We start from the raw sequence: 13,207 nt of genomic DNA on the forward strand, positions 1-13,207 counted from the left end.
CCGTAGAGTGCGATTGCGATGAATAATAAATACAGGCTTATTATTCCAGTCTTTTTTATTGCGTTGGTTGTTTCAAATGGCTCGGTTAGTAAAATGCACCATTCGCTCGGAAAACTCAACATGTTGCACTCTTATACGCCGTCTGGAAAAGGCGTAGGAGTGGTATAACCATTTAATCGCCTCCCAACGTCAACGCTTACACATCAGCGACACTGGTTTAATTAAAGCATACCAAATTTCTGATGAGTAAGCGTCTTTTCGTATAACCTCATTGTCACAGGAACGACTTGATCCGTTTATTTATTCGCCATGTTATTCAGTATCAATTTTCTTAATAGCTTTCACCATATTTTCATTTTCTTTTAGCCAACTCCTGATATTTTGAACTACATCATTAAGTGTATTTTCTTGTTGATACTCTTTCTCCAATCTCTCTGTTTCATCCTTAAGATGTAGAATCTCTTTACTTATATTTGGTATTTTTCCATCTATCACCTTTATTATCCCCTTAATCTCATTAATTCTTTCCGCATCTTTTTTATCTTTATTGTCTTTATTATTTAAGTAAAAATCCTCTTTAATCAATTGATCCTTAGTATCGACTAAATCATTTCTTTCGACAATAAGTTTGGCATATTTGTCTTTTATATCGCCATAATTTTCCTTATTATAGTCATTATTTTTCTCAATTACCCACCGTAAGTATTGCTCAATGCCAGAGAATAAATCGACTTTATCATCTACATATTTTGATACTTTTCTATAATCCCTATAATTTATTTTCGTTCTTTCCTTAAATTCATTCAATGCTAAAAAAATCTTTTGCATTTTATCAAAACTATCATCTTTATGATTTTTATTATATTCTTTGTAAATATTTCGCAAATCATTAAAATCAAAGTGGAAGTGAAATGTTTTGCTGTTTGAAATAGCAGAACGATTTATTTTTAAATAGTTACGTTGATCGTAAGGTCTTTGCCAAAAGAATCCAGTATAGAGCTTATGCATGAAATTCACTTTATCAATATCTATTTCATTGGCTATATCTTTTTCTATATTGTACAAAACTTTTAATATAATATACTGGATAGCTTCACCATTAAGTTGATATTTTTTTCCTTCATCATCAAGATTGAAGCGCCCCAGCTTGACCAACAAAGATTGTAAATATAATAGTTCCTTTTGGTAATGACTTTCCGCATCCTTGCCATAATTATTAAATTCTTCTACCCATGAATTAATTTCCATTAAATTTTTCATGAAATCTGAAATGCCATTTTCAGCTATAGCTCCTTTCATGTCCATATAAACAGGAATTCTAATTTGGCTATTCGCAGCAAGATTACCACTTAACCAAGTGGTTAAATGATCAATAGCACAATCATCCAATTTAATTCCATTGATTGACTCGCCCAAACAAGTTTTAAGTAAATTGCAATTACTAAGTTTTAAATATTTATCTATATCATCAGCAACGTATTTATCATTTATATAACGACCGCCACTCATATTAGGGAAAAGATTAACGTAGATAAGGTTTGAAATGTGTTTATCCAGATTAAGTTTACCTCCATCCTTTTTGAAATACTCTCTGGGATCAAAATCCAGTAAATCTTTGCGAATTCCATTTCGCTTGTATGTCATATCAGAGGAGCTAAAATCACAATTATAAAAATGATTATCATATTTTAATTCACATTTATATTTGTGATAAAACGAAGTCCCTATGAAATCCATTTCAGCACCATTAAGCTTTGCTATTTTACAACATAACAAACTGCTTGCAATAACACTTGCATTTTTACACACTCCATCCTGAAGAGTACACTCATCTACAAATGACTGCATAAACAGATATGCACCAACTGGCTTACCCACATTGGGATCTTGATTTACAGAGTATATTTTTGATGTATCTATGTTAAAATTTTTTATTTCACATCGATACAGAAAACACTCTTTAAACACGCCGTAAATAGGTATTTCATTATTTGGTTTTACTCGATACCTGGAGCTAACAAGTGACACATTCTCAAAAATACAGTCCTCAAAAAAACAATTTCCAAATACTGAACCATTAAGATTTTCGTAAGATATAGCACCAGTGAATGTCACTTTTTTAAAGTTACAATATTTTAGAGATGCCAGGGCTTCTTTTTCCAGCGCAGATAAATCGATTGTGATATTTTCAAAGGGGATTTTATTTTTTAAATATACGCTAAGCTTTTCATTATCATTTGGGAACTGTATTTTCAGCATCCCTGATTGAAAAGCCTTCTGATCAAAATGAATATCATGCTTATAAATATCCAAGCTGAGTTCTTCAGAAAATAAAGAACGCATTGTGTTTTTTTCAGCATCATTATGATAATCTTGCGCATTAATATTTATATTAAATACTCTACTAACAATAATGTCTTTATTTTCATCTACAGTAAATTCTGTAGTCGTATTAAAGCGCCATTGTTGATCTTGATCGGCGAGAGATTTAACTCTATTAAACATCTCAACTTTATCATCAGTTTTCGTCACAAAATCTACAATGGCTTGTTTAGCCTCCTTAATATGAGACATGGGAAAAAGATCGAGTATAAACTCCCAAAGACTTCGTTTAAGAAAAGATTGACTATCACCAGCTAAAATATTTGTTATATCTTTATGAGTTACTGAATACTTACCCACATCATCAAGAGACAAACCAATTTTTCCTGAATATTTTTGCGTTCTATTTTTTTCATTCAGATTTTCATCTGGCATTTTAGTCAGAGTAGCAAATTTATCTGTAACTGTACTATATGATGATATAGCCATAATCATTTCTCCTGAACACAATATTTATTCGCCCGCTCACAATACATAACCGTTTTGTATAAAAAAGAACACTTTGGTGTTGTTTTGATACGATTATGACTAAACCACCTATGAATACTGTAAAAAATCGCTCATTTTTTATGTTCCGATATAGGGCTTTTACCCTGGTTTTTTTGTTTTCTTTTCCATTTTCTGTGCGGGTAACGATATAAATGAAAGGAATAACAAAAAAAATTTTATAACGGGGCACTACATTATAAGTAAAATAATTCAAATGAAATAATATATTTGCATTGCACTGGGGAGAGTTTCGAGGTGAGTTTGTGTGGCAATATTTCAAGGAGAAAGTTTATCAGCCCGGTAACTATGTATGACCGGGCTGATTGCCAGATGCGGCGTAAAAGCCTTATCTGACCTACAGTTAGCGTTACTCTTTCGGGTCTTTTCCGGCCAGCAGTTTATCCAGCTCATCACCGCCTACGTGACGGAAATCCTGACCTTTCACGTAGTAGAAGATGTATTCACAAATATTCTGGCAGCGGTCGCCGATACGTTCGATAGAACGTGCACAGAACAGCGCGGTAAGGACGCTCGGAATGGTGCGCGAATCTTCCATCATGTAGGTCATCAGTTGACGAACAATACCTTCGTACTCCTGATCGACTTTTTTATCTTCCCGATAAATTCGCACCGCTTCGTCAATATCCATCCGCGCGAACGCGTCCAGCACGTCATGCAGCATCTGGATAGTGTGACGCCCCAGTGATTCCAGGCTTACCAGCAACGGCTGATGCTGCTGGGAGAATTTCTCCAGCGCAGTACGGCAGATTTTATCCGCCACGTCACCAATACGCTCCAGCTCGGCAATGGTTTTGCTGATCACCATCACCAGACGCAGGTCGCTCGCCGTCGGCTGACGTTTGGCGATAATGCGCACGCAGGCTTCATCGATCGCCACTTCCATCATGTTGACGTTCTTGTCGCCTTCGATCACCCGCTTCGCCAGATCGCTGTCCTGGTTATGCATCGCGGTGATTGCATCAGAAAGCTGCTGCTCCACCATGCCGCCCATGGTCATCACCTGCGTGCGGATGCTTTCCAGTTCGGCGTTGAACTGGCCGGAAATATGTTTATTAAGATTGAGACTGTCCATAACGCACTCCTGAATCAACCGTAACGACCGGTGATGTAGTCTTCTGTTTGTTTCTTCGCTGGTTTGGTGAACAGATCGTCCGTGTTGCTGAACTCAATCAATTCGCCCAGGTACATAAACGCCGTGTGGTCGGAACAACGCGCAGCCTGCTGCATGTTGTGGGTGACGATCACTACGGTGTAATCCTGCTTCAGTTCGGTGATCAGCTCTTCAATACGCCCGGTAGAGATAGGGTCGAGCGCCGAACACGGTTCGTCGAGCAGCAGCACTTCCGGGCGAATGGCGATACCACGCGCAATGCACAGACGCTGTTGCTGACCACCAGAGAGAGAGTAACCGCTCTGGTGCAATTTATCTTTGGTTTCGTTCCACAATGCGGCTTTGGTCAATGCCCACTGCACGCGCTCGTCCATATCCGCACGGGAGAGCTTCTCAAACAGACGAACACCAAAGGCGATGTTGTCGTAGATGGACATAGGGAACGGCGTCGGTTTCTGGAACACCATGCCCACTTTCGCACGCAGCAGGGCGATATCCTGAGTGTTAGTCAGGATGTTGTCGCCATCGAGCAGAATCTCACCTTCCGCACGCTGCTCCGGATACAGTTCAAACATTTTGTTGAAAGTACGCAGCAGCGTCGATTTACCGCAGCCAGACGGCCCGATAAACGCCGTAACCTGGTTTTTGGCGATATCCAGGTTGATGTTTTTCAGGGCATGGAATTTGCCGTAGTAGAAGTTCAAATTACGAACCTGAATTTTACTCGGGGCAGTTTCAACCATACTCATTGCAATCTTTTCCTCATCGTGCCTGATGCACTTCGCTAATCAGGCTTACCGTAGGCCGGATAAGGCGTTCACACTGCATCCGGCAAAGTGTTAACCGTGTTTATTCTTCGCAAAAACAACGCGCGCCAGAATGTTCAGCAGCAGGACGCACAGGGTTATAATCAACACCCCGGCCCAGGCCAGTTGCTGCCATTCTGCAAATGGGCTCATCGCAAACTTAAAGATCGTTACCGGCAGGTTGGCGATCGGCTGCATCATGTCCGTGCTCCAGAACTGGTTGGAGAGCGCGGTAAACAGCAGCGGCGCGGTTTCACCGGCAATACGGGCAATCGCCAGCAGGATACCGGTCATAATCCCGGACACCGACGCTTTCAGCGTAATCGCGGAGATCATCTTCCACTTCGGCGTACCCAGCGCATAAGCCGCTTCACGCAGGCTGTCCGGCACCAGTTTCAGCATGTTCTCGGTGGTGCGGATAACAATCGGCACCTGCAACAGCGCCAGGGCAATCACGCCAGCCCAGCCAGAGAAGTGCTCCATCTGTGCCACCACGATGGTGTAAACAAACAGACCAACCACAATCGACGGCGCGGAGAGCAGAATGTCGTTAATGAAGCGAATAACTTCTGCCAGCCAGGATTTACGTCCATATTCCGCCAGGTAAATCCCCGCCATAATGCCCAGTGGCGTACCGAATACCGTAGCCCACAAAATTAACAAGCCGCTACCTGCCAGGGCGTTCGCCAGACCACCGCCTTCCGTATTTGGCGGCGGCGTCATTTCAGTGAACAGCGCCAACGACATACCGTCGATACCGCGGGTGATGGTGGACATTAAAATCCAGATCAGCCAGAACAGGCCGAAGGCCATCGTCGCCATTGAGAGCGTCAGTGCAATACGGTTCTTGAGGCGGCGACGCGCCTGCATTTTGCGGCGGGATTCTGCCAGCGCCGCAGTGGTTTGCATTTCAACCATAGCCATTAGCGTGCCCCCTCATTCTTAGCCAGGCGCATAATCATAAATTTCGATGCAGCGAGGACGATGAAGGTAATCACAAACAGGATCAGGCCCAGTTCCATCAGTGCAGCCACGTGCAGGCCGGATTCCGCTTCCGCAAATTCGTTGGCTAGCGCAGAGGTGATGCTGTTGCCCGGCATGTACAGCGAGGCGCTGTCGAGCTGGTAGGTGTTACCGATGATAAAGGTCACTGCCATGGTTTCACCGAGCGCGCGCCCCAGACCCAGCATAATGCCGCCGATTACCCCATTTTTGGTGAACGGAAGAACGATACGCCAGATAACTTCCCAGGTGGTGCAGCCGATACCGTAGGCTGACTCTTTCATCATCACCGGGGTTTGTTCGAATACATCGCGCATTACCGCTGCAATGTACGGAATAATCATGATGGCGAGGATCACGCCTGCCGCAAGGATACCGATACCAAAGGCCGGGCCGGAGAACAGCGCGCCAACAATCGGGATATTCGACATGATATTGCCGACCGGCTCCTGGAAGTAAACGGCGAACAGCGGCGCAAAGATAAACAGGCCCCACATGCCGTACACGATACTTGGAATGGCTGCCAGCAGCTCAATGGCGATACCCAGCGGGCGCTTCAGCCAGCCAGGCGCAAGCTCGGTCAGAAACAGGGCGATACCGAAACTCACCGGGACGGCGATCAGCAACGCGATAAACGAGGTCACCAGAGTACCGTAGATCGGCACCAGCGCCCCGTAGATATCGTTCGGCGCATCCCACTCTTTGGTCCACAGGAAAGCCAGACCAAATTTCTGAATGCTCGGCCAGGAGGAGATGATCAGAGAGACAATAATGCCACCCAACATCAATAGCACAATCAGCGCCGCCAGTTTTACCAGCACGCTGAAAATTATGTCGCCCTTTTTACCCGGTGGGTTAAAAGCAGGCTTGGTTGCAGCCATAAGTTACTCTTCAGTTAAACGCGTTTACAAAGTCATTTTGTAATGCCGGATAAGCTGTTAATGCCTTATCCGGCATGGTGTTTTATTAGTACAGTGGCTTGCCGCTACTGTCTTTAATATTGGTCTTCCACGCAGCGCGAACTTGTTCAACTACGCTATCCGGCAGGCTGGCGTAATCCAGGTCGTTAGCCTGTTTAGCCCCAGTTTTGTACGCCCAGTCGAAGAACTTCAGCACTTCTACACCCTGCTCAGGTTTCTTCTGATCTTTGTGGATCAGAATGAAGGTGGTAGAAGTGATAGGCCATGCATCTTCGCCTTTCTGGTTGGTCAGATCCTGAGCGAATGTTTTGCTCCAGTCTGCGCCTTTTGCTGCATTAGCGAAGTTTTCTTCGGTCGGACTAACTGGTTTACCATCAGCGGAGATCAGTTTGGTGTACGCCAGGTTGTTCTGCTTAGCGTAAGCATATTCAACGTAACCAATTGCCCCCGGTAGACGCTGAACGAACGCGGCGATACCGTCGTTTCCTTTACCACCCAGACCAATCGGCCATTTTACGGTAGAGCCAGTACCGACGTTGTTTTTCCACTCTTCGTTCACTTTCGCCAGGTAGCTGGTGAAGACAAAGGATGTCCCGGAGCCATCTGCACGGCGCACTACAGCAATGTTCTGTGAAGGCAGTTTCAGACCCGGATTCAGTTTGGCGATGGCTTCATCATCCCACTTTTTGATTTTGCCCAGGTAGATGTCGCCAAGGGTTTTACCATCCAGCACCAGTTCGCCAGATTTTAGCCCCGGAATGTTAACCGCCAGCACCACGCCGCCAATTACGGTCGGGAACTGGAACAGACCTTCCTGAGCCAGTTTTTCGTCAGACAGCGGCGCGTCAGAAGCACCGAAATCAACGGTGTTGGCGATAATCTGTTTTACGCCGCCGGAAGAACCGATACCCTGGTAGTTAACTTTATTACCGGTTTCTTTCTGGTAAGTGTCAGCCCATTTGGCATACACCGGCGCAGGGAAGGTTGCACCTGCACCTGTCAGGCTTGCTTCTGCAAACACAGAGAAAGCGCTCATCGATAAGGTCGCGGCGACAACAGTTGCGACGGTGGTACGCATAACTTTCATAATGTCTCCTGGGAGGATTCATAAAGCATTGTTTGTTGGCTACGAGAAGCAAAATAGGACAAACAGGTGACAGTTATATGTATGGAATATGACAGTTTTATGACACAACGAGATTTATGCGTAATTTATTGATTTTTATAACCAGGCAAAAAGAAAAACCATGTCATCTTTTTGTCATGTCATGTGCAAATAGGTTAGAAATAGGTGTCTGATGACAACGGTGCGAGGAGCACCGTTGTCCTTTGATTAACGAACAATTTCGATGGTGATAGTTGCCGTAGCGGTAAATGTTCCTGGCGCGGGTCGAGCACCCGTGAGGCTCGCAGGCGCAGCAGAAAACGTCACGCTGCCAGCTTTCTCGCCATAAACGCTTGTTGCTCCCATATCAGTTGACAGTTCTCCACCGTTGACCTTGATTTCCCTGTTATTTTTATCGTAGATTTTTACCCCTACATTTGGGTTTGATGTTACAACCATTGAATTATCGCTACTGGATTCAGTAGCGTAAAAAGAGGTAGTGATATCATCCGTATTCAGTATTCCTAAATACTCACACTTAATGGTGACAGTTTTGGTGATTTTATGCGCTGACACAGCACTCCCGACAACAGATGAAAAATCTGAGGCTGGAATAGTACTAAAATCAAAATTAATAGGCTGCAAACTATTAATTTCACAACTTTGTGGTGCAGTAATGTCTCCACGAATATAAACATCAGCCATCGGTTTAGAATAATCAACCGGTGTATCACGACTGATAGTTCCATACAACTTTGCGATAAGCGTCTCGGGAATAATTAACTTTCCTGCAAATGGCTTTTTGATATAAAAATAAACCTGAGCCTTAGCGCCACTGGAAATACTTAATGGGTCGACTCTACTACACTTATATACTGTTGTTCCAGAGGGATTGTTAGCATGATACTCGAATGGTGCATTAACAAATCCGACTCCCAAAAGATCGATTGCCATACCTACATCAAGATGAGAATTAAGATTATAGTAATTTAAATTAGAATGAACGCCTGCATAACTTAAAGATTCATTTATTCTTGCTGTGTAGTAAATATAGGGAAATTCACCGGCTGTTCCAGTATCACAATGACAGTGTGCCGGATAAGACCCACCATTAGTTACTGTCGTATTAAATGTGCCCCCCGCTTTATTTTGAGCTGCCGTAATAACATATCCAGGAAAATCAAGCACGCTATGAAAAACGCCATTATCCGGAGTACAGATACCTTTAGGAGCCGCAAGAGTCGTACTCGTGTAAAAAATGGCAACAATAGAAAAACACCACACCAGAATATTATTTTTCATAAAAAACCTTTATTTACAGGTGACACTCTGTTCAATTAAACCATTCTCATTTTCTGGTACGGAAAGTGAGTAGCCAAAGGTACATTTCGTGACTGCGTCTCCTCCCCAGGATAAAGTGACCTGCCCTTTATCTGACAGACCCGAGAGATAAAGCTCACCAGAATCACCAACTATTCCTGAATCGGCGGTACTTGCGTTTTGAACTGAGGCAATGGCGCCAAAAGGTGCCGGTTTACCATTTGCATTTACCACTCTGAAGAGAACGCGGTAACCCACATGCGTCACAAACTCCGCTTTAACCACCGCGCCGCGGGTAGGAACCATCGTAACGACGGTATTATCGAGTTCAACATTCGACTTAGAGAAATAGTTGTCGCTGATCGCTACCCGGTTTTCATCATAAGGATTTAGCTGTGTCTTAACCGTGTAACCACGCCAGTCTGTTGCCGCCCCGCGCATATTATCAATTTCCAGACCTGCGGCTCCCGGTGCTTTAATAAGGGCAATGGTTTCACCCAGTTCCTGGCTAAACGTTATCCCTTCACTGTGCGCCAAAATACCCCCCCGGATACCATAATTGAGTCGCTGAGAATTTTGGCTGTAGTTATAACTGCCGTTTAACGTGCCGTAGGTACCGTCATAGGTCAGCGACATATTACCGCCTACTTGATCATCGCGGCTGTTATAGGACTGCATGAGATTCCAGGAGAGATTATTTTTCTCCAGCGCCGTACCGCTTAGGCCAAGTTGATGCGAGCTACCAGAATCATCATTTTGCGAAACCGAATAGGTGGCATAACTATTTCCCCACCAGCCCGATAATGGAACTGATAAAGAGAGCATGTAGATTTGTTCGCTGGTGTTATCACTGGCATAACTATTACTCGTCCCTTGCCGGGCCGTATTGGAATAACTCCACGAGACGTTCCACGAGAGTCGCTTCCAGCTACTGCTGTAACCAAATTGGATTAATCGTTCGACATCATCTGTGTGCCAATATTGCTGGCGGCTTAATGTCAGGTATAAGTTGCCATAATCTCTGCCCAGCGATTGCGTTAACGTTCCTTCCACACGGCTGCGACGGTTTCCGGTTTGCCAGAAATCTTCTGGACTATTTTGCCGGGATGCCCATTCATTGAGGGTATAGTAGCCTTCGGTGGAGTAACGATAGCCAACCAGGCGTAAGCTGGTGTCTGTATCGTCAAAACGTTTTGAATACAGAAAACGATATGACTGACCCGTTTCCGTATCATCATCTGCAAATTTCGCTCTGGCATGTGTCGCATCTAAAGAGATGGCTCCCAGAGAACCGAGATCTTTACCTACCCCCAAAGCAACAGAACCATACTTTTCAGCAGCCTGTACGCCACCATACAAGGTAAAACCGTGGGGCAAGCCATGAAGGATCTGTGCCTGAAGCACGTCAGGAGTAAAACCATCTTCATCGCGCAGCTCCCCCACGCTAACATCTACATCGGTCTGACCTTCACGTTTGAGGATTGCCAGCGACGCATAAGGCTGGGTGAATCGTTGTTCACTACCATCTTCTTCCTTGATAGTCACGTCCAGGTCGCCGCCTGAGCTGGCAGTATTGAGGTCGGTGATTTCAAAGGCACCTTGTGGCACGGCTGACTGATAAATTACGTAGCCGTTCTGTCGAATGATGACGGTGGCGTTGGATTTTGCAATCCCACGAACCACAGGCGCAAAGCCATTCTGGCTGGCGGGTAACATATCTTTATCAGTATAAAGTCGTGCACCACGGATTTGCGTGCTGTCGAAAATATCGCTCGCCGTCCACGTATCGCCAATCATAATCTGGCTTCTTAACGCAGCAATATCACGTTGTATCCAGGTACTGATAGAGTTGTATTCCGCACGACCATCGGTGGTGTTCAAGGTGCTGTAATTGCGGAGTCGCCACGGCCCAATATTGAGTCCGTTACGCAGGTTGAGATAACTGGTATCGGTCTCCTGTGAGTTGTAATCCGAGCGCAGAGTATGTGAACCGGAAAAATCGTAGTTGATAGTCAGTGCGTTAATTCCCTCATCCCAACGCGTGGGGCTTATGTAATCGTAAGCCATCGCATCCATATAGATCTGGGGAATGGTGATATTCAGTTGCAGCTTATCGCCGTCCAGTTGCCAGGTTGAGCCTTCAATGCGTGGTGCAGGGTCAATACAGGCATTGTCATCCACCTTATTGAGCGATTTCAGCGCGTCAACTTTTACACCAAAGGAAGTCAGCTTTTTTTTAATCGCGACAAAGCAGGCGTGCAGATCGGCATCAGGGTTATCCTGAACAAAAGTGACATCCTGACGCTCGAACATTTTGCCATTGATAAAAATATCAACACTGTAGGCGCCGGGAGGTATGTGATTCGCTTTGTTAAACTGGCGAATATCGACTCCGGATTGATGGTCTATTTCCAGCAGCGCCGGATTAAATACGCTGACCTCGGCCATCAGGCTTTGCGAGAAAACGAGACATGTCCCTGCCGTCAGACCAACCGCTATTCTGGTCGTAACCATAATTCGCCTATCCTTATGCAATGCTTACAACGCTTGCTTTAATGGTTCGCTTATCGCGCCGTAATCATTAATAAATCGCCAGGTCATTTGGCTACCCGAAGAATTAGCAGGCAACGGTAACGTGAGCGTCTCGAAAGGGCGGATCATGTTAAGAGGTACATCATGGCCATCAACAATGACATCCATCACGCTGATATGAATCGGGTTAGGGTTCTCAGCAATAAGATTTCGGCCTTCCCGATGCCACTTCACCTTTGGTGCGGCATCTTCGGGAATCATGCGGATAGATGCCGGTCTCCAGAACAGCTTAATTCGCGTTTTAACGGCGATTTCCAGCGAGTTCGCTTCTTTGCTGCTCGCAGAGGGTGGAATATTTTTGATATTTAGCCAGAAGACAGACTCTCGATCCTCTGGTAATGACAAACCTTTAGTATGGACAATACGTAATATTTTTTCTTGCGCGGGTTCTAACCGTGATACCGGAGGAATAACAATAAATGGCGCTTTAGTTTTATCATCTTTATTAAACGGATCCACCCATGCCTGGATGAGATAAGGAATTTTTTCTTCCTTACTAAATACAGAAATAGATTTATCAGCATTATTACTCAAATAAACAACCCGTGTACCGCCAATGACAACACCTGCACAGGTCAATGTCGGCTGGAGGAAAAAGATGCTTAGAATAATAATCCTCAATAAATTACACGAAATTGTTGTTTTAAAGAGCCTGATTAAACAACTTTTTCTGGACATAACGACTCCCTGGCCAAAGCCAACTGAATAAAAAGGCCCTGTATTAATTATTTCTTATATTCGACGGTGAATTGTGAATCCGCGTTTGCTGTACCCGCCGTTACGGTCGTATTGGTAGCAACATAGCGTGCAATAAACTTCATTTCAGCCTTACCGTCAGCGTCGATTGTGCTATAAGCAGAGTCGTTATAAAGTTTAACCTGAGAATTATCCGCCCGGTTAAAAATACGAATACCGACGCCGGTTGCCGCAATCGCTTGCCCTGTACCGGTAAAATCGCCAGGTGTACCCGATGTCAGCGGTGTACCCACTTTCAGGTCACCGTCTCCGCCAGGTGCTTCAGTACCATCGAAACGGACGGCTGCCTGAGTATAGGTTGCTGGGCAATTTTCCAGTTTAATACTAAATTGCTGTGGTGACGCCAGGCTGCCTACTCCTGAAAACGCACTTTTACTGACCTTACCAAGAGGTACTGTTTGATCGGCGGTATCGGAAGTCACTTCGCATGTGCTATCGACAATTTCACCGACAAAGTGAACAACGCCATCTTCTGCAAGTGCATTTCCGGCTAACATTAAAGATGCCAGCGTAATTGCACCGCCAATAATATTACGTTTCATACAAACTCCATTGATATAATATATCCTTCAGTCTAAATCATAACTTAAATTAATAAGTGATTTTATGATTCAAAGGCATAGTACACCAAAGGGGTATTTTTATCTAAAAATAATATTAATTATGCGAAATTAAATATAAATTTATTATATAAATATTATTA

Annotated in this window: 10 protein-coding genes and 1 pseudogene; all 11 read right to left on the reverse strand. The window is 44.3% G+C overall.

Translation table 11 applies throughout. From position 1 onward, the window contains the following. Window positions 1-312 precede the first annotated feature (312 nt). Entirely contained in the window at window positions 313-2,697 is a 2,385-nt protein-coding gene (locus tag QUE74_RS23345; protein WP_136801669.1) for a type III effector protein, read from the reverse strand. Beyond that, a pseudogene (locus QUE74_RS23350) lies at window positions 2,664-2,811 on the reverse strand (hypothetical protein). The gene QUE74_RS23345 and the pseudogene QUE74_RS23350 overlap by 34 nt, the downstream one beginning before the upstream one ends. Window positions 2,812-3,238: 427 nt before the next feature. Then, complete coding sequence (gene phoU, locus QUE74_RS23355; RefSeq protein WP_000377789.1) at window positions 3,239-3,964, reverse strand: phosphate signaling complex protein PhoU; 726 nt, start codon at window positions 3,962-3,964, stop codon at window positions 3,239-3,241. Window positions 3,965-3,978: 14 nt separating this feature from the next. Continuing rightward, a complete protein-coding gene (pstB, locus tag QUE74_RS23360; RefSeq protein WP_000063126.1) occupies window positions 3,979-4,752 on the reverse strand; it encodes a phosphate ABC transporter ATP-binding protein PstB in 774 nt (257 codons plus the stop codon). A gap of 90 nt (window positions 4,753-4,842) precedes the next feature. Continuing rightward, entirely contained in the window at window positions 4,843-5,733 is an 891-nt protein-coding gene (pstA, locus tag QUE74_RS23365) for a phosphate ABC transporter permease PstA (protein WP_001251991.1), read from the reverse strand. Beyond that, complete coding sequence (gene pstC / locus QUE74_RS23370; protein WP_000741620.1) at window positions 5,733-6,692, reverse strand: phosphate ABC transporter permease PstC; 960 nt, start codon at window positions 6,690-6,692, stop codon at window positions 5,733-5,735. The genes pstA and pstC overlap by 1 nt, the downstream gene beginning before the upstream one ends. Window positions 6,693-6,777: 85 nt before the next feature. Further along, window positions 6,778-7,818 (reverse strand): phosphate ABC transporter substrate-binding protein PstS, encoded by a 1,041-nt coding sequence (gene pstS, locus QUE74_RS23375; RefSeq protein WP_000867149.1) that lies wholly within the window; start codon window positions 7,816-7,818, stop codon window positions 6,778-6,780. Between the two features lie 246 nt (window positions 7,819-8,064). After that, window positions 8,065-9,138, reverse strand: a complete 1,074-nt coding sequence (locus QUE74_RS23380; protein WP_000794369.1) for a fimbrial protein — start codon at window positions 9,136-9,138, stop codon at window positions 8,065-8,067. A gap of 9 nt (window positions 9,139-9,147) precedes the next feature. Next, window positions 9,148-11,670, reverse strand: coding sequence for a long polar fimbrial usher protein LpfC-O113 (lpfC-O113, locus tag QUE74_RS23385; RefSeq protein WP_000258936.1), 2,523 nt, complete (start codon window positions 11,668-11,670; stop codon window positions 9,148-9,150). A 24-nt stretch (window positions 11,671-11,694) separates the two neighbouring features. Further along, on the reverse strand, window positions 11,695-12,426 hold the full coding sequence (gene lpfB-O113, locus QUE74_RS23390) for a long polar fimbrial chaperone LpfB-O113 (RefSeq protein WP_024166226.1): 732 nt from the start codon (window positions 12,424-12,426) through the stop codon (window positions 11,695-11,697). A 47-nt stretch (window positions 12,427-12,473) separates the two neighbouring features. Further along, a complete protein-coding gene (gene lpfA-O113 / locus QUE74_RS23395; RefSeq protein ID WP_000827820.1) occupies window positions 12,474-13,046 on the reverse strand; it encodes a long polar fimbria major subunit LpfA-O113 in 573 nt (190 codons plus the stop codon). Window positions 13,047-13,207 lie beyond the last annotated feature (161 nt).

The organism is Escherichia sp. 10290, assembly GCF_030295155.1.
Taxonomy (GTDB): Bacteria; Pseudomonadota; Gammaproteobacteria; order Enterobacterales; family Enterobacteriaceae; genus Escherichia; species Escherichia coli_F.

Bases quoted from the DNA above. Each gene is read 5' to 3' on its own strand.
- lpfC-O113 (WP_000258936.1), bottom strand. From the start codon at position 11,670: ATGGTTACGACCAGAATAGCGGTTGGTCTGACGGCAGGGACATGTCTC.
- lpfA-O113 (WP_000827820.1), bottom strand. From the start codon at position 13,046: ATGAAACGTAATATTATTGGCGGTGCAATTACGCTGGCATCTTTAATG.
- phoU (WP_000377789.1), bottom strand. From the start codon at position 3,964: ATGGACAGTCTCAATCTTAATAAACATATTTCCGGCCAGTTCAACGCC.
- pstC (WP_000741620.1), bottom strand. From the start codon at position 6,692: ATGGCTGCAACCAAGCCTGCTTTTAACCCACCGGGTAAAAAGGGCGAC.
- QUE74_RS23380 (WP_000794369.1), bottom strand. From the start codon at position 9,138: ATGAAAAATAATATTCTGGTGTGGTGTTTTTCTATTGTTGCCATTTTT.
- pstS (WP_000867149.1), bottom strand. From the start codon at position 7,818: ATGAAAGTTATGCGTACCACCGTCGCAACTGTTGTCGCCGCGACCTTA.
- lpfB-O113 (WP_024166226.1), bottom strand. From the start codon at position 12,426: ATGTCCAGAAAAAGTTGTTTAATCAGGCTCTTTAAAACAACAATTTCG.
- pstA (WP_001251991.1), bottom strand. From the start codon at position 5,733: ATGGCTATGGTTGAAATGCAAACCACTGCGGCGCTGGCAGAATCCCGC.
- pstB (WP_000063126.1), bottom strand. From the start codon at position 4,752: ATGAGTATGGTTGAAACTGCCCCGAGTAAAATTCAGGTTCGTAATTTG.